We start from the raw sequence: 16,534 nt of genomic DNA, 5'->3' as shown, positions 1-16,534 counted from the left end.
CACCGCGAACGGTGGCTTGTCTCCCGGGCTTTTGTCCCGCCGTGTAACCTCAACTGGAGGTCGCCAACTCTCGGACCAGCCACTCGCAGATGCGAGCCGGAACCCTAGTCAGCCATTGCAAATTGTGGTGCCGCGAACCTGTGATGACTCCTGCACGGGTTTGTTAAAGCGAGAGGCGTGCCAAGTTGCGGCGAGCCGTCTGCTATGTGGGTTGTGGGTGGAGGGGCTCAGTTCGCAGATGCGGGCGACGCTTTGTGTTGGTGCGCGCTTGCACCGTGATGCAGCGCGATAGCCGCTGATCCGATGCCCGAGAGGGTTGGGCACTCGCTGCCGGTCAGCCAGTCAAATCTGATGTCAGCCGGTCTGTGCCGACTGCTGTCACAGGTCTTTCAGGAGGCCGCCATGCGTATTTCAAGATTGCTGCGTCGGGTGCTGCTGGGAGCAGTGCTCGGTCTAGGGCTGTCCGGCTGTTACTACTACGCCGGCGGTTACGATGTTTACTCCACGCCCTACTACTATCCCGGCTATTACTCGCCCTATTACTACGGTGGATATTACGGTCCGCGTTACTACGGTGGCGCTCGCTATTACTACGGCGGCCATGGCTATCGCGGCGGCTACGGACGGGGTTATCACGGCGGCGGATACCACGGTGGGCACCACTAATCAGCGGCTGAATGACGGCGTTTCTGTATGAACAAGGTTTCATCAATCACTTGTTTCAAGTTGTTGCAGAAACGCACCGGATGCCGAAATCGCTGTCAGATATTTCGTCAGTCGCCGAATGAAAGACTGACGCCTGCCAGCGTCGCTGGTGTGGCTACCCGCGGTCCAGGAGGCCGCCATGTATCGCCGAATTCTTCTGTTTACCGTGATGCTTTTTTCCCTTGGCGGATGCGTCCCTTATTCCTACGGAGATGGCTACTACAGCTCAGAGGTCTACACATCGCAGGCACCTTCGTATTACAGCGGTGGCACTTATTACAGCGGCGGCAGCACGTACTACTCGGCGCCGCGCTACTACCAGCCAGCACCGCGCTATTACCAACCGGCTCCACGCTATTACTCGGCGCCTCGTTACTACCAACCGGCCCCGCGCTACTACGAGAACCGTCGCTGGCACGGTCATGATCGCGGACGCTGGGACGACCACCGTCGCGGTGGCTGGGATGACCGCCGGGGTCGTGGCAACTACGACCGTCACAGTGGACGTGGCGATTACAACCGGCACGGCAACCGCTGGTAACCCCCCGCAAAAAAGCGGCGCATTGAGCGCCGCTTTTTTTGTGCCTGTTTTTTTGCAATGCGTGTATCGCACCATCTCCTAGGAGGTTCTCGGAACCCTCCTACAGTTTTATTTCTGGGCATTTGTTAGCGTTTGTATGCACATGTTGATGTTGAAAAACTTCAATTTCATGGAGGTGTATAAGCGCGGGATATTGCTCGGATATGAATCTTCTTATCATTCATCAGAATTTTCCCGGTCAATTTCGTCATGTGGCGTTGGAAGCATTGCGCAGGCGTCTGGGCGTCATTGCAATTGGACGCGATACAGCGCCAGGTATTGCCGGGATAAAGTTATTTCGATATCGACCATCAAGGAAGATGACTAATGGCGCTCATGACTATTTGCATAAATATGAAGAAGCTGTTTCGGACGGGCAACAAGTTCAACGAATACTGAAGAGGATCAGTCAGGCAGGCTTTTGGCCTGATGTAGTTCTCGCTCATCCTGGGTGGGGTGAATCGCTATTCGTCAAAGATGTTTACCCCGATGTGCCGCTAGTTCATTTCTGTGAGTACTATTACCGAGCGCACGGGGCCGACTCTGGTTTTGATCCTGAATTTCCCTGTGCGATGGACGCGACTTCAAGGCTTTGAGTCTTGAATTCGATGCATCTCCTGAATGTTGAACAGTGTGATGCCGGGATTGCACCTACACAATGGCAGCGCGGTCTTTTTCCTAATACATATCAGTCTAAAATCCGCGTCATTCACGAAGGCATTGTTCAATTTGCCGAATCAGAAAAGGTCGAATCTGTAACGCTGCCGAGTGGGCGCGTGATAAGAGCAGGTCAGCCTATCTTGACTTATGTCGCCAGAAACCTGGAACCTTACCGAGGCTTTCATGGTTTTATGAGATCCATTCCCTATATTCAGGAAAAGTGCCCGAGCGCGCAGGTCATTGTAGTGGGTGGGGATGATGTCAGTTATGGGCGGATGCCCATTGGATACCCGAACTGGCGAAGCAAGATGGTCGCCGAGGTGGATGTTGATATTTCCAATGTTCACTTTGTTGGGAAGTTGCCTTATCAAACATACAGGTCGGTTCTGAGTCTTTCAAAGGCTCACGTGTATTTGACATATCCGTTTGTTTTGTCTTGGTCTCTGTTGGAAGCAATGGCATCTGGCTGTGTTGTCGTAGGTTCAAATACCGCTCCCGTGCAGGAAGTTATCGAAGATGGAATCAGCGGGATACTTGTTGATTTTTTTGACGCTGAAGAAATCGCCACGGCAGTGTGCAGGGTTTTAACGTCTTTCGCTGGTTTTGAGTCTATGAAGGATGCGGCGAGGTTGAAGGCAAGCGAATTCGATGTGGTTAAAGGAGTAAGCGGTTACTTTGGAGTGTTTAAGGAGTTGATGAGGTGAGTTGTTTCAAGTGATGTGATTGGTCATTTTAAAATGGAGATTTGAAATGCTTAAGATGTCTCGCAAGGAAGTTTTTCGCCAGTGCAGAAGGGGAATTAAATATGGAGTGTTACTAGCGATCTGTTATTGGGTCGTTGATTTCTGTATTCGATGGGAGGAGGCCGCAGTAGCGCGCGAGATTTATCAGAAGAAACAAGGGGCGTGCAGCAGGAAGCTGGCGGGTATGGAGCAGGTCCCGATACTTGGCGGCAGCCTGCTGGATCGTACAAGGATTCCCGGGTTCTATTTTGGATCGACTTTAAGGAGCGACGGTTCCTGTATTGCCGATCTTCTTGATGGGGCATTCTGGTGGACGGGAAAAGAACTGGTTCCTGTGTATGAAACTCTTGGGGTAGAACCACCCACCAGCTGGACGCATTTCCACGTTACCGCCAGGCTTTTCACAAGAAGGGATACCACGGCACCGCACAACATGGGCGGGCGGCATGTGAATTGGCCGGATGAACTGATTGTTAAGCTGAAAAATTATCCAGGCCTGGAACTTTGGCTTACCGCATCACCACCCAGTATCAAAAATGAATTCTCTGTTCGAACGTTTGTTATGCACGACTGGCGCCGGCGTGATGGAACACCACGGACGATAAATTGTGATGGTTTGAATTCGCCAGAATCTAAAGCTTCGGCCAGTGGTTTGAGTAAAGCATATCTTCTGAAAATGAGTAAGGAGCAGCTGGAGAATTTGGAGTTTGGTAGTTTGCGTGCGTACTGTACGGTCGAGTTGCATAGTTTTGACTTTACAGGTGGGGATGGCCGTATACATTTGGGTACAGAAGGATTACGGGGCGCTCCTGAAGCGCTTAAGTCTGTTAGTGACTATCTTTCACGTTCAATTATTACAGGGAAGTAAATATGACTTATATATTCAGCGATTTGGAAAAGACGGCAATTTTGCAGGCTGCAAATGTTTGTGATGGGATGGAGTTCAATGTCGAGCGGCAAGAGTATCGTGCTGTGGCGGTAGAGGGGCGAAGCTGTGCTGTACTTTACCGCGTATTGTCAAATATTTTGGGTGAAAAATTTTAGATTGTTCTGCGTTCGATGAGAACGTAATGGGTATTTTTAAAAATGCCAAACTCTGGCTCGATGTAGCAATTGATGCGAATGGCGGGGTGGGCGCTTACTCTACATTGATCCGAGCCTACACCCTGCGGCAGGGGGAGTTGAGGCTAAATAAAAAGTTTAGCGATTTCAAGATGCAAGAGTCATCTAATCAGGTGGCTGTCAATTTCATGAATGCGCTGATAAAAGGGTCCGTTGAACATGATTTGGCGCCATGGGCTGTGCCCTCCATAAGCCAAATTGCAGCAATCGATGCGAGCGCTATTGGTAAAGTATTATTTCGTGAAGATGTTGGTGACATTGATACAGCTACCAGTCGTAATGCGGGATGGTCTGGAACAATCGGCTTTAGTCTGCTGGGTGGAGAAAGACCCTATGAAACCTGGCGATTGATCTCCGCGGGTGATCCGGACTCCCACATCAAAGGTAATCATGACCTCGCCAAGTTCAATAGGCTGGACGATCTAAAGAATATTCTGTTTGCCGTGGACTCATACAGTGTTGCATTGCAGGCAGTGATTAAAAACTTCGGGTCGAATATGGTTGAAAGCCTGTTTTCAGTCCTGCCCGAACAGATAAACATCGCTCTTGCCAGTGGCAACATCAATCCGCTGATTCAGCATGTGGTGAAAGGTACGCCCATCTCACCTATTGTCAGCTTGATATTGCGATATAACCTGAATGATTTCTTTGACATGCTCAGGCGAACCTACGACGGAAACTCGGCCGCCACGCCTACCACCGACGAAACCTTCGCCTCCAATGCCTACACATTTTTCTCCGCACTTTCTCCGTCTCAATCGCAAAGCATCGTTACCAGAACCATTGGCGAGTATGGCAGTGCCAAGGACTGGGCAACGTTGGCCAGTCAGGCAACGCCAATCGGCGCCGCGTTACGCAATTCCCTCAAGCAACTAAGCGAAATCGTGATTGAGCGGGCCGACGGTTTTTCCGGACGCGAACTGGAGCTTTACGATCCCGAAACGGGGGAGGGTTTCATCACTGAGCAGTGGCTTGCTGATCGCTCGGAAATGCTGGCCCGGCTGATTGCCCGAACCAATGGATCGTTCGGTCGAAATACTGTCCAGACCTTTTCCTATTCGGATTTGGCTTCGGGCAAACAGGGTGCCGATTATTTGATCAGTGGGCCGGGAGAAGATTGGCTTTACGGCGAAAACGGTCCCGACACTTACATAGTTGAAGCGCATGATGGCGCAACCACCATTATTGCCGACGTGCTTAATCCTGTTTTTTTGCGTCCCGAGGTTGGAGTCTCTGGGTGGCATGAAGAGTTTGCGGGGCTTGATGTTGATACAGTCGTTCTTCCGGAAGAGGCGAAACCAGATAAGTTGAAGCTAACCTAGGGCGCTGTGTTGGTTGAGACGGTAAATATCGAACTCTCACCCGCCCCACCACGTAGCGCTCATCGTCAACCGCCTCGGGCCCAGATGTTGTACACCACACTCGATATCGAATGGGGCGGAACTCAAAAAGTACGAATCGTTTTGCCCAATCCGGATGACATCGGTGGTTCCGGTATTGAACGGGTGAGGTTTTCTGACGGGTCGAGCATCAGTTTTAAAGATCTCGTTAGCCGATTAGGCATTGCCCCCGATACTTATCATCATGGCATCACCGTTCAGTACGCTACTCAGGTTAAGTCTTTTCGAGACAACCGTTTTCTACCGCTCGTGGGCGGTCGCGGTAATGACACCCTCAGCGGCGCTGGTGAAATAAGAGGGATGCAAGGAGATGATCTGCTCGGCGGTGGTTCAGGCGATGACGTGCTTTACGGTGGGCCGGGCAATGACACCTTGTCCGGTGGCGGGGGCAATGATGTTTATAAATATGATGGTCTCGGACGAGATCTGGTAGTCAATGCCGGTGGCGGAACCGACGGTATAGACTTTTCGGAGGTCGGACTGTCGATTGATCAACTCCAGTTTCACCGTGAACGGGATGATCTCGTCATCGTAGTGAGTTATGGCATGTCTCCAAAGATACGTGTCTCCGAACACTTTTCAGGAGGCGATGCCGCTATCAGCTTCATCAGTGTTCAAGGAGAAGAGAGAGCTGTTAAGAATTACACTGCGAACCAGCTCGCTGAGCTTTTGCACCCTCTACCTCCCTTACGGGACGTAGAGGACATCTTGCCGAGAAATGATGAGGAGGCGTTGCGGGCAATGAAGGAAATAATCGCGTTTTACGAGTTGAATGTTTGATCGCAGATAGTTTCGCAACGGGCTCAAACTTCCCGCGACAGAGCTTAGGAGACTGCCATCGCGGGCAATGATCGGTTTTAGTATTGCGACAGATCCGCCAGCGGATGCCGCCCCTCCCACACCTTATGAAAGTGCGCCTCGACCACCGCGTCCGGCACCCGGGCGATGTCCGGCCAGTGCCAGTGCGGTTTTTGATCCTTGTCGATCAGCCGCGCCCGAACTCCTTCGCTGAACTCCGGATGCCGGCAGCAATTGAGACTCAGGGTGTATTCCATCTGAAAGACTTCGGCCAGCGACATGTGGCGGGCGCGGATGATCTGTTCCCAGACCAGATGCGCGGTAAGCGGCGAACCTTCACTCATGGTTTTCGCGGCACGGGCAATCAACAGATCGCTGCTGTCGCGATGCAGGCTGATGGCTTTCCAGGCGCAGGTCACGTCGCTGACATCCAGCCATTCATCGATCTGCTGCCGACGCGGCAGCCATTGCGCCTCAGGCATCTGCGCCACGGCTTCCTGCTGTAACGCCTTGAGCAGGCTGTTGAGCTGCATGGCGGTCTGTTCCTGCCAGTTCAACTGCAACAAACCGTCGATCAGTTCCTGCTGCTGTTCGTCGAGCAGGAAACGGTCGGCCAGATCCAGATCGATCGCATCGCGACCGTTCATGTGCGCGCCGGTCAAGCCAAGGAACAAACCGAGCTTGCCCGGCAGCCGCGACAGAAACCAACTGGCGCCGACATCCGGGTACAGGCCGATGCTGATTTCCGGCATCGCCAGTCGACTGCTCGGCGTGACGATCCGGATGCTCGCGCCTTGCAGCAGGCCCATGCCGCCGCCGAGCACATAACCATGGCCCCAGCAGATCAACGGTTTCGGATAGGTGTGCAGGCTGTAGTCCAGACGGTATTCAGCGTTGAAAAACTGTGCGGCCAGCGGCGGCACCTCACCGGGATGGGCCCGGCAGGCTTCCACCAGGCTGCGGACTTCGCCGCCGGCGCAGAAGGCCTTGGCGCCGTTGCCGCGCAGTAGCACGCAGACGATTTGCGGATCCTTGGCCCAGGCGTTCAGTTTGTCGCTCAGGGCGTGGATCATCGGCAGGGACAGCGCATTGAGCGACTTTTCGGCATCCAGCGTGGCCACGCCGATGCGCGCGCCGTCGGTGCCGGTGAGTTCTTCGAAGTGCAGATTCATCGTGACCTCGATCGGGAATTTGAACGATCAGTATGATCGCTGTGTGGGAAAGTGCCGGATCTGCGTCAGATCAATTGACAAGCGTGGTCGGCTTTCCTAGGGTTCGCCCCATTGTTTTTGCCGGGTATGACCATGACTGCTGACGACCGTATCAAACTCGAACCGAGCTGGAAGGAGGCACTGCGTGCCGAATTCGACCAGCCCTACATGGCAGAGTTGCGCACTTTTCTGCAGCAGGAGCGGGCGGCCGGCAAGGAAATCTATCCGCCGGGCCCGATGATCTTCAACGCGTTGAACTCGACGCCGCTGGACAAGGTAAAAGTGGTCATCCTCGGCCAGGATCCGTACCACGGCCCGGGCCAGGCCCACGGCTTGTGCTTTTCGGTGCAACCGGGCGTGCCGGCGCCGCCATCGCTGGTCAACATCTATAAAGAGTTGAAGCGCGACCTGAACATCGACATCCCCAATCACGGCTATCTGCAGAGCTGGGCCGATCAGGGTGTGCTGATGCTCAACACCACCATGACCGTCGAGCGGGCCAACGCCAATGCGCACAAGGACAAGGGCTGGCAGTTCTTCACGGATCGGATCATTGAAGTGGTCAGCCAGAAACAGCCGCATCTGGTGTTCATGCTCTGGGGCGCCCATGCGCAGAGCAAGCAGAAGCTGATCGATGCCACCAAACATCTGGTACTGACCTCGGTGCACCCGTCGCCGCTGTCGGCTTATCGCGGTTTCCTTGGTTGCGGGCATTTCAGCCGCACCAATAAATTCCTGGAGCAGAATGGCGAAGCGCCGATTGAATGGCGCCTTCCGTCGGTGGTCTGACGTTCAGGGCTGGCGGCTAATTTCGTTCCCACGTCGAGGCGTCGAACCGTCCGCGTGGGAATGCCTCAATGAGCGCTCTGCGTCCGCTTTGGGACGCGGAGCGTCCCGGGCTGCATTCCCACGCAGAGCGTGGGAACGATCAAACACCGGCTCAGGTTTCGGGATTACGGTTCCAGTATTTGAACAACGGTTCCGCCAGAAACAGCACGAACAACAACCGCATCACCTGCATCGCCGTCACCAGCGGCACCGACAGTTGCAGGGTTTCCGCCGTCAGACTCATCTCGGCGATCCCGCCGGGCATCATGCCCAGGGTCAGCGATCGTAGATCCAGATGGGTCAGCGCACTCAATCCCAACGCCGCCAGTGTCGCGATCAACATGGTCAGCGCCGTGCCGATCAACGTGCGTCCCATGAACGATGGTGCGCGGCGGAAGAACTGGCGGTTGAAGTGACAGCCCAGACCGCTGCCGATCAGCCACTGGCCGATCTGACTGCCGCCATTGGGCAGGCCGATGTGCAGATCCCAGCCGATGCTCACTGCCGCGCTGACCAGCAGCGGGCCGAACAGCCAAGGGTTGGGTTGACGCAGACGTTGCCAGAGCCAGGCGAGCAGGCCGCCCGCCGGAAAAAGAATCGCCAGCCAGCGCCAATCGACGCTGCCGGCGTGTGAAATCGGGGTGCCGTCACCCAGCAGATACTTGAACGCCGCCGGAACACACAACACCACCACCAACACCCGCAGACTCTGCCCGGCCGCGACATGGCTGAGCAGCGCGCCGTTGCGGGCGCCGAGGTTGACCATCTCCCCGGAGCCGCCGGGCATGCTGGAGAAAAACGCTGTGGCGCGATCCTCGCCGGTGCGGCGCATCAGCCACACGCCGACCACCGCCGAGAGGCTGGTGACCAGCGCGCCGAAGAAGATCAGGCCGAAGTGGCCGAGCACCTGTTCCATCACCAGCGGGGTGAAATGCAGGCCGATGCCGATCCCGACGATCCACTGGCCGCACTTGCGGCCGCCAGGGATTTCGGTCAATTGCCAAGGGGTCAGGCAGCGCACCAGGATGATCGCCAGCAACGAGCCGACCATCCACGGCAGCGGCCAGCCGATCTGGCTGGCGATGTAACCGCCAAGCAGACCGACCAGCGGGGTTCCCCACCAGGTTTTGAGGGAGAGCCGATCAGACATCGGCAACGGCGCGTTGCGCGGCCGAGCGTTTGCGCCAGATGCGCAGCAGCGGCATCAGCAACATGATGGCAGTCAACACCCAGACGCCGAAGGTGATCGGGCTCGACCAGAGGATTTCCAGCGCACCGTTGGAAATCGACAGCGCCCGGCGCAGGTTCTGCTCCATCAGCCCGCCGAGGATGAACCCCAGCAGCACTGGCGACAGCGGGAAGTCCAGTTTGCGCAGGATGTAGCCGAAGATGCCGATGCCGACCATCAGGAACAGGTCGAATGTGGTCGCGTGTACGGCGTACACACCGATCCCGGTGATGATCGCGATCACCGGCACCAGAGCCCAGTTCGGCACGGCGAGGATACGGGTGAAGATGCGGATCATCGGGATGTTCAGGATCACCAGCATGATGTTGGCGATGAACAGCGAGGCGATCAGGCCCCAGACGATGTCCGGTTGTTGCTGGAACAGCAGCGGGCCGGGAGTGATGTTGTACAGCGACAGGGCGCCGATCATCACCGCCGTGGTGCCCGAACCCGGAACGCCGAGGGTCAGCATCGGCACCAGCGCGCCGCAAGCGGAGGCACCGATGGCGGTTTCCGGTGCGGCGAGGCCGCGGGCGTCGCCCTGGCCAAACTTGCCGCTGGCGCCGGCGATGCGTTTCTCGGTCATGTAGGCCACGGCGCTGGCGAGGGTCGCACCGGCACCCGGCAACACGCCCATGATGAAACCGAGCAGGCCGCAACGGATGTTCACCACGAACACCGACGCCGCTTCCTTGAAGTTGAACATCATCCGCCCGGTGGCTTTCACCGCTTCCTGGCCGCGATGGGTTTTTTCCAGCAGCAGGAGGATTTCGCTGACCGAGAACAGGCCCAGTACCAGCACCACGAACTGAATGCCGTCAGTCAGGTGAATGTTGTCGCCGGTGAAACGGTAAACGCCGCTGTTGGCGTCGATGCCGACGCTGGACAGGAACAGGCCGATCAACGCCGCAATGAAAGTCTTCAGCGGTCGGTCACCGGCCATGCCGCCGAGACAGACAATCGCGAACACCATCAACACGAAGTATTCCGCCGGACCGAAGGCAATCGCCCATTTCGCCAGCAGCGGGGCGAACAGCACCATGCCGCAGGTGGCGATGAAGGCGCCGATGAACGAACTCCATGCCGACAACGACAGCGCCACGCCAGCCAGGCCTTTGCGGGCCATCGGGTAACCGTCGAGGGTAGTCATTACGGTGGAGGCTTCGCCCGGAATGTTCAGCAGGATCGAGCTGATCCGGCCGCCGTATTCGCAACCCAGATAAACCGCTGCCAGCAGGATCAGTGCCGATTCCGGCGGCAGCCCGAGGGCGAATGCAATCGGGATCAGCAACGCCACGCCATTGATCGGGCCCAGGCCCGGCAACAAGCCGACCACGGTGCCGATCAACGTGCCGGTCAGGGCCGTGACCAGGTTGTATGGACTCAGCGCGACGCCGAAGCCCTGACCCAAATAACCGAGAGTATCCATATCAGTTCTCCAGAACGTCGAGCAGGCCGAGGGGCAGCGGTACGTCCATCACGCGGTCGAACAACACGTACAAACCAATCGCCATCAGCGTCGTGACAATGACGCTGGGCACCCAGCGCCCGCCATACAGGCGCGCCATCGGGATGCCGATCAGAATGCTGCTGAGGATGAAGCCCAGCGGTTCGAACAAACCGGCGAACACCAGCAGCAGGGCGACGCAGATCGCGATCTTGGTCAGGGTTTCGCGATCCAGCGGCGGTTCGTCCTCGCTGTGTTTGATCGGCGCCGGGCGGAACACCATGTACAGCAGCGCCAGGCCCATCAGGCCGAGCATCAGCAATGGAAACGCCCGAGGGCCCACCGGTTCGTAGGAAAAAGCCGCCTGATACGGCCACGCCATCAGTGCCAGGCCGGCACAGGCCAGCAACAGCACCGAGGCAAAAATGCGTTGAATAAGCATGAGGGAACTCCTGCCATGGCCCCGGTGAGAGGGCCATGGACGCTAGACAGAGACGATCACTGAATCAGGCCGAACTCTTTGGCCAGCACCTTGTAGTCCGCCACTTGCTTCTTGACGTAGGTGTCCAGCTCGGGACCGGTCATGGCGAACGGGAACAGTTCACGCTGATCGCGCAGCTTGGCGAAGTCGTCGGAGGCCAGCAGTTTGTCGAAGGAGTCTTTCCACCAGGCGTAGTCTTCATCGCTGACTTTTGGCCCGAGGTAGAAACCGCGCACCACCGGCCAGACGATGTCGTAGCCTTGCTCGCGCGCGGTAGGAATGTCCTTCATTTCCGGCTCGTCCAGGCGTTTCTCGGCAAACACGGCCAGCAGGCGCATGTCGCCGCTCTGGATATGCGGCATGGAGTCGGAAATGTCGGTACTGCCGACCTGGATATGACCGCCGAGCAGGGCGGTGGCGATCTCGCCGCCCCCTTCGAGGGCGACGTAGCGCAGGTCGCGCGGGTTGATCCCGGCGGCTTTGGCGATCAGTGCAGTCTGCATCCAGTCCTGGCTGCCGACGGTACCGCCGGAGCCAATGACCACGGAACTCGGATCTTTCTTCAGCGCCTGCACGAGATCATCAAGGGTTTTGTAGGGCGAATCGCTTTTCACCGCGATGGCGCCGTAGCTGGTGCCGACCGCCGCCAGCCAGCGCACGTTGGTTTCATCGAACCGACCGAACTTGCCCTGGGCCAGGTTCAGCAGCGAGCCGCTGGACCACGCCACCAGCGTGCCGGCATCGGCCGGACGCTGCGCCACAACGGCGTTGTACGCCACCGCGCCGACGCCGCCGGGCATGTAAGTCACGCGCATCGGTTTGGTCAGCAGTTTTTCGTTGACCAGCGCGCTTTGCGCCAGTTTGCAGGTCAGGTCGAAACCGCCGCCGGGGGAGGCGGGGGCAATGCATTCGGGGCGTTTCGGTTCGGCCATCAGTTGGCCGGCGAACAGCACGCAACCGGCAGCGAGGGCGAAACGGCGCAGGGATCGGTTCATGAGTGTCTCCACGGGAGTTGTTGTTTTTGGGGATGTTTCAGGTGCGGCGGTTTCGCGCGCGCAGGCTAACAGGCTCAGACCCGGACGGGTTGAACGCCGCGCAGCCGACGACGGCGCTGACAAGCGAAAACGGGGAAATTCGAGAGGAAGAATGAAACGGGTCAACCTGAAGCTGTGTGGACAGCATGGTGCAGTACCTCGTTATTGTTCTTATTGGCGAAAACGCATCGAGGCGTTTTTCGAGAGCTACGTTTTGAAGCTACGGTGTATGGACAGACAAAACGGCGAAGGTCGGCAGTCGGGACCTTCGGTGAAGCGACTCTAACGGCCCAACCTTTCGCTAACCTTTCAGTATTCTTTCGCGTGTTTTCAGGCTTCACAGTGGCGGTTGCGGCTGTAAACTCCGCCGCAAAGAATGGCGTCGGCCATCCCTGAATGAGGTAGAGATCCATGCGTGTCCTGCTCGTTGAAGACCATTTGCCGCTGGCCGAAAGCGTCGCCCAAGCGCTCAAGAGCACCGGTCTGACCGTGGATGTCTTGCACGATGGCGTGGCCGCTGACCTGGCCCTGGGCAGCGAGGAATACGCGGTGGCGATCCTTGATGTCGGCCTGCCGCGCATGGACGGTTTTGAAGTGCTGGCGCGCCTGCGGGCCCGGGGCAAGAACCTGCCGGTGCTGATGCTGACCGCTCGCAGCGACGTCAAGGATCGGGTCCATGGGCTCAATCTTGGGGCCGACGATTATCTGGCCAAACCGTTCGAACTCACCGAGCTCGAAGCACGGGTCAAGGCGTTGCTGCGCCGCAGTGTGCTTGGTGGCGAACGCCAGCAGCGCTGCGGTGTGCTGGCCTATGACCTCGACACCCGGCGCTTCACCCTCGGCGATGAATTGCTGACACTGACTTCTCGCGAACAAGCGGTGCTCGAAGCGCTGATCGCCCGTCCGGGTCGAGTGATGAGCAAGGAGCAACTGGCTGCGCAGGTGTTCGGTCTCGACGAAGAGGCCAGCCCCGATGCCATCGAAATCTACGTGCACCGCCTGCGCAAGAAGCTCGACGGCCATTCGGTGGCCATCGTGACGTTCCGCGGTCTGGGCTATTTGCTGGAAAGCCGCGATGCATAAGCCCAGCAGCCTGCGCTGGCGGTTGCTGTGGAACCTCGCACTGCTGCTGGTGGTGTTGATGCTCGCCAGCGGATTGAGTGCGTACTGGAACGGTCGCGAAGCTGCCGACACCGCCTACGACCGCACGCTGCTGGCCTCGGCGCGAACTATCGCCGCCGGTCTGTCGCAGCGCGATGGCAGCCTCAGTGCCGACGTGCCTTACGTGGCGCTCGACACCTTCGCTTACGACAGTGCAGGGCGCATCTATTACCAGGTCAACGACATCAACCAGAAGTTGATTTCCGGTTATGAAAACCTGCCGGGCCCGCCGCCGGGCACGCCGAGAACCGACAGCTATCCCGCCCTGGCGCGGTTTTACGACGCGAAATATCAGGGGCAGAACGTGCGTGTGGTGAGCCTGCTCAAAGCGGTCAGCGAGCCGAACATGAACGGCATGGCTGAAATCCGCGTTGCCGAAACCGATGAGGCGCGCGTCAGCATGGCCCGCAGCCTGGCGGCCGACACCTTGCTGCGGCTCGGGATGCTGGCGATTGGCGCGTTGTTGCTGGTGTGGTTTGCGGTGAGTGCTGCGCTACGGCCGATCGAACGTCTGCGCACGGCAGTGGAAGAGCGCCAGCCTGACGACTTGCGTCCGTTGCCGCTGGTGGAAGTCCAGCATGAGTTGTCGCCGCTGGTGCGTGCGCTCAATCACTTTACCGAACGCCTGCGCGGGCAATTCGAGCGGCAGGCGCAATTCATCGCCGATGCGGCCCATGAACTGCGCACCCCACTGGCAGCGCTCAAGGCGCGGCTTGAACTGGGCTTGCGCTCGAACGAGCCGCAGACCTGGCGCGAAACGCTGGAATCCTCGGCACAAAGCACGGATCGCCTGACCCATCTGGCCAATCAATTGCTGTCGCTGGCCCGGGTGGAAAACGGCGCCCGGGCGATTGCCGAGGGCGGTGCACAGTTGCTCGATCTGAGTCAGTTGGCCCGTGAGCTGGGCATGGCCATGGCGCCGTTGGCCCACGCGCGTGGCGTGGCGTTGGCGCTGGAAGCGGACGAGCCGGTGTGGCTGCGCGGCGAGCCGACATTGCTCAACGAACTGCTGAGCAATCTGGTGGACAACGCACTGGCGCACACGCCGCCGGGCGGCAACGTGATTCTGCGGGTCACCGCGCCCGCGGTGCTGGAGGTTGAAGACGATGGGCCGGGCATTCCGCTGGAAGAGCGGGATCGGGTGTTCGAACGTTTTTACCGGCGCAACCAGCAGGTCGCTGGTTCCGGGCTGGGGCTGGCGATTGTCGGGGAGATCTGCCGCGCGCATCTGGCGCAGATCAGTCTGCACGATGGTGAACAGGCGGGTTTGAAGGTACGGGTGAGTTTTGTCGCCGGTTGATCAGTAGAACATCGACCGCGATTCTTCCAGATCGGCGCACAGCGCCTTGTTTTCCGGATCGATACCAAGCTTGCGGAACGCCGGCACGCTGAACGGATCGATGCGGGCCAGCGGATGGTCGGTGTCCTTGTGGCAATACAGGCTGGCCACTTGCACGATGTCGACGTAATCGATGTGCTGCGATTCGCGCTTGAGGTCCTGATACAGCCCCGGCAGCTCCACCAGGCGCTCCGGAAACTCCCAGACCCGCAGCAGCTTGTCGCCGAGCAACGGGTGAATGTGGTCGATCACATGATTGAGGCTGACCGGGTCGGACAGCAATTCGTAGTGGTCTTCGGCGTAGGTCAGGATCGGCAATACGCCGATCTGATGAACCAGTCCACCGAGCGCAGCCTGATCGGGCTTGAGCTGGGTGTAACGGCGGCAGAGGGCGTAGCTGACGCCGGCGATCTCCAGGCTCTTGCGCCAGACTTCGCGCATTTTCTGTTCGACCACGTCGGAGCGGGCGTGGAAGATCTGCTCCATCACCAGACCGATCGCCAGGTTGCTGCTGTAGTTGACGCCGAGCCGGGTGATGGCGGTGTGCAGGTCGGTGACTTCCTGGGTGGCGCGCAGCAGCGGGCTATTGACCACTTTGATCAGACGCGCCGACAGCGCCGTGTCGCGGCCAATCACTTTGCTCAGGTCGCTGACGCTGATGTCCGGGTCTTCGGCGGCCTTGCGAATCTGCAGGGCCACTTCCGGTAACGTTGGCAGAACCAGGTCATCGTTATCGATGGCCTCAACCAAATCCTGTTGGACCTTATCCGCCAGCTCACTCATGTCGTTTCTCTAGGGTGTTGCAACAAATGCTGCGATCAACGCTGGATTTCGCGGTCGCGATCCAGTTCGTATGGCAGGTCGAGCAAGTGCAGCGCCGGACCTTCGGCCGAGCCCAGATGCAAGTCGCCCGCTTCGGCAGCTTCGGCCTGCAACACCGCCAGCAGTTCAATATTCTTTTCGGTACGGGCGGCCAGCACCACTTCGCCGATCGAACTGCCGTGGCTCGGGGCGAACAGCGGGGTGCCGGGCTCCGGCAGCTCAGCGGCGTCCAGTTGCACGCGGTACAGGCGACGCTTGAGTTTGCCCAGGTACTGCATGCGCGCGACGATTTCCTGGCCGGTGTAGCAGCCTTTCTTGAAACTCACACCGCCGACGGCCTGCAGATTGAGCATCTGCGGGATGAACAGCTCGCGGGTGCTCGGCATGACCTGACCGATGCCGGCGCGGATCTGGCCCAGCAGCCATTGATTGAGTTCGGCTTCGGTCAATTGCGCGGACAGCTTGCCTTTGATGGTGTCGGCCTGATCGGCGGGCACCCAGAGTTCGGCACGATTAGGGGAGACGCGAATAGCGATCAGCCCTTCGTTGCGGGCCACGCTGTCGGTGTCTGCCGGCAGTTCCAGGCCCAGACTGCTCAGGACCGCATCGCCATCATCGAGGCCGAAGCGCACCCAGGAGGCGCTTTCGTCGGTCAGTTTCGATTTGGAGAACACTGCGTACTTTTTCAGGTCCGCCAGTTGCGGCTCCAGCAGCTCGCCGGCCATCGCCAGCAGCACGCCGTCGCCTTCCAGCACGATGCGGAAACTCGACTGCATCCGGCCTTTCTGCGTGCAGCGGGCGCCGAGGCTGGCCTGGGTTTCGCTCAGATAATTGATGTTGCAGGTCAGCTGGCCTTGCAGGAATTTGCCGGCATCCGCGCCGCGAACCGCGAGAACGCCTTCATGAGACAGGGTGCAGAAAAAAGCAGAATCGGCCATGGGTCATCGCAGGGTAAATAGACTGGGGCACATCATA

Annotated in this window: 17 protein-coding genes, 1 pseudogene and 1 riboswitch; of the genes and pseudogenes, 11 read left to right on the top strand and 7 right to left on the bottom strand. The window is 58.3% G+C overall.

What is annotated here, in order from left to right; translation table 11 throughout:
* Nucleotides 1–18: 18 nt before the first annotated feature.
* A riboswitch (guanidine-I (ykkC/yxkD leader) is annotated at nucleotides 19–119 on the bottom strand.
* Nucleotides 120–402: 283 nt separating this feature from the next.
* The 8 genes and pseudogenes from CAF80_RS02230 to CAF80_RS29145 all read left to right on the top strand — a co-directional run bounded on the left by CAF80_RS02230 (nucleotide 403) and on the right by CAF80_RS29145 (nucleotide 5,990).
* A complete protein-coding gene (locus CAF80_RS02230) occupies nucleotides 403–666 on the top strand; it encodes a hypothetical protein (RefSeq protein WP_085666773.1) in 264 nt (87 codons plus the stop codon).
* A 178-nt stretch (nucleotides 667–844) separates the two neighbouring features.
* The gene (locus tag CAF80_RS02225; RefSeq protein ID WP_074691080.1) at nucleotides 845–1,246 is read left to right on the top strand and encodes a hypothetical protein; all 402 of its coding nucleotides are present in this window, start codon (nucleotides 845–847) and stop codon (nucleotides 1,244–1,246) included.
* A 203-nt stretch (nucleotides 1,247–1,449) separates the two neighbouring features.
* Nucleotides 1,450–1,995, top strand: a pseudogene (locus tag CAF80_RS29020) (glycosyl transferase family 1); the annotation flags it as partial.
* A 66-nt stretch (nucleotides 1,996–2,061) separates the two neighbouring features.
* Entirely contained in the window at nucleotides 2,062–2,649 is a 588-nt protein-coding gene (locus tag CAF80_RS29015) for a glycosyltransferase (RefSeq protein ID WP_256578102.1), read from the top strand.
* Between the two features lie 46 nt (nucleotides 2,650–2,695).
* On the top strand, nucleotides 2,696–3,556 hold the full coding sequence (locus tag CAF80_RS02215; protein ID WP_085666772.1) for a hypothetical protein: 861 nt from the start codon (nucleotides 2,696–2,698) through the stop codon (nucleotides 3,554–3,556).
* A 2-nt stretch (nucleotides 3,557–3,558) separates the two neighbouring features.
* Nucleotides 3,559–3,732 (top strand): hypothetical protein, encoded by a 174-nt coding sequence (locus tag CAF80_RS28810; protein ID WP_166742339.1) that lies wholly within the window; start codon nucleotides 3,559–3,561, stop codon nucleotides 3,730–3,732.
* A 26-nt stretch (nucleotides 3,733–3,758) separates the two neighbouring features.
* A complete protein-coding gene (locus tag CAF80_RS28805) occupies nucleotides 3,759–5,132 on the top strand; it encodes a hypothetical protein (RefSeq protein WP_166742340.1) in 1,374 nt (457 codons plus the stop codon).
* A gap of 84 nt (nucleotides 5,133–5,216) precedes the next feature.
* Nucleotides 5,217–5,990, top strand: a complete 774-nt coding sequence (locus tag CAF80_RS29145) for a hypothetical protein (protein WP_170928266.1) — start codon at nucleotides 5,217–5,219, stop codon at nucleotides 5,988–5,990.
* Between the two features lie 77 nt (nucleotides 5,991–6,067).
* On the opposite strand, the gene CAF80_RS02205 is transcribed toward CAF80_RS29145, so the two are convergent.
* Nucleotides 6,068–7,180: an enoyl-CoA hydratase/isomerase family protein gene (locus tag CAF80_RS02205; protein WP_085666771.1), complete on the bottom strand. Its 1,113-nt coding sequence runs from the start codon at nucleotides 7,178–7,180 to the stop codon at nucleotides 6,068–6,070.
* A 132-nt stretch (nucleotides 7,181–7,312) separates the two neighbouring features.
* Between CAF80_RS02205 and ung the strand changes: the two genes are divergently transcribed.
* Complete coding sequence (ung, locus tag CAF80_RS02200; protein ID WP_064384152.1) at nucleotides 7,313–8,008, top strand: uracil-DNA glycosylase; 696 nt, start codon at nucleotides 7,313–7,315, stop codon at nucleotides 8,006–8,008.
* Between the two features lie 151 nt (nucleotides 8,009–8,159).
* Here ung and CAF80_RS02195 read toward each other — a convergent pair whose 3' ends face one another.
* Genes CAF80_RS02195 through CAF80_RS02180 form a run of 4 tightly spaced genes read right to left on the bottom strand, consistent with a single transcriptional unit; the run spans nucleotide 8,160 to nucleotide 12,198 of the window.
* Complete coding sequence (locus tag CAF80_RS02195; protein WP_085666770.1) at nucleotides 8,160–9,197, bottom strand: AbrB family transcriptional regulator; 1,038 nt, start codon at nucleotides 9,195–9,197, stop codon at nucleotides 8,160–8,162.
* Complete coding sequence (locus CAF80_RS02190; RefSeq protein WP_039772694.1) at nucleotides 9,190–10,704, bottom strand: tripartite tricarboxylate transporter permease; 1,515 nt, start codon at nucleotides 10,702–10,704, stop codon at nucleotides 9,190–9,192. The genes CAF80_RS02195 and CAF80_RS02190 overlap by 8 nt, the downstream gene beginning before the upstream one ends.
* A gap of 1 nt (nucleotide 10,705) precedes the next feature.
* Nucleotides 10,706–11,164 carry a tripartite tricarboxylate transporter TctB family protein gene (locus tag CAF80_RS02185; RefSeq protein WP_039772692.1) on the bottom strand — a complete coding sequence of 153 codons (459 nt, stop codon included), beginning with the start codon at nucleotides 11,162–11,164 and terminating at the stop codon, nucleotides 10,706–10,708.
* A gap of 56 nt (nucleotides 11,165–11,220) precedes the next feature.
* Nucleotides 11,221–12,198, bottom strand: a complete 978-nt coding sequence (locus CAF80_RS02180) for a tripartite tricarboxylate transporter substrate binding protein (protein WP_039772690.1) — start codon at nucleotides 12,196–12,198, stop codon at nucleotides 11,221–11,223.
* A gap of 450 nt (nucleotides 12,199–12,648) precedes the next feature.
* Between CAF80_RS02180 and CAF80_RS02175 the strand changes: the two genes are divergently transcribed.
* Both CAF80_RS02175 and CAF80_RS02170 read left to right on the top strand, forming a co-directional pair.
* Complete coding sequence (locus CAF80_RS02175) at nucleotides 12,649–13,320, top strand: response regulator (protein WP_007957980.1); 672 nt, start codon at nucleotides 12,649–12,651, stop codon at nucleotides 13,318–13,320.
* A complete protein-coding gene (locus CAF80_RS02170) occupies nucleotides 13,313–14,698 on the top strand; it encodes a sensor histidine kinase (RefSeq protein WP_039772688.1) in 1,386 nt (461 codons plus the stop codon). Before CAF80_RS02175 ends, CAF80_RS02170 begins: the two co-directional genes overlap by 8 nt.
* Here the strand turns inward: CAF80_RS02170 and CAF80_RS02165 are convergent, their stop codons facing one another.
* Both CAF80_RS02165 and CAF80_RS02160 read right to left on the bottom strand, forming a co-directional pair.
* Entirely contained in the window at nucleotides 14,699–15,520 is an 822-nt protein-coding gene (locus CAF80_RS02165; protein WP_085611615.1) for an HDOD domain-containing protein, read from the bottom strand.
* Between the two features lie 35 nt (nucleotides 15,521–15,555).
* Nucleotides 15,556–16,497 (bottom strand): folate-binding protein YgfZ, encoded by a 942-nt coding sequence (locus CAF80_RS02160; RefSeq protein ID WP_074691088.1) that lies wholly within the window; start codon nucleotides 16,495–16,497, stop codon nucleotides 15,556–15,558.
* Between the last annotated feature and the right edge of the window lie 37 nt (nucleotides 16,498–16,534).

It is taken from the genome of Pseudomonas sp. B34(2017) (assembly GCF_002112915.1).
GTDB classification, from domain to species: Bacteria; Pseudomonadota; Gammaproteobacteria; order Pseudomonadales; family Pseudomonadaceae; genus Aquipseudomonas; species Aquipseudomonas pharyngis.
The sequence above is the reverse complement of the archived record's forward strand: the minus strand, read 5'-3'. Positions and strand labels throughout refer to the sequence as shown.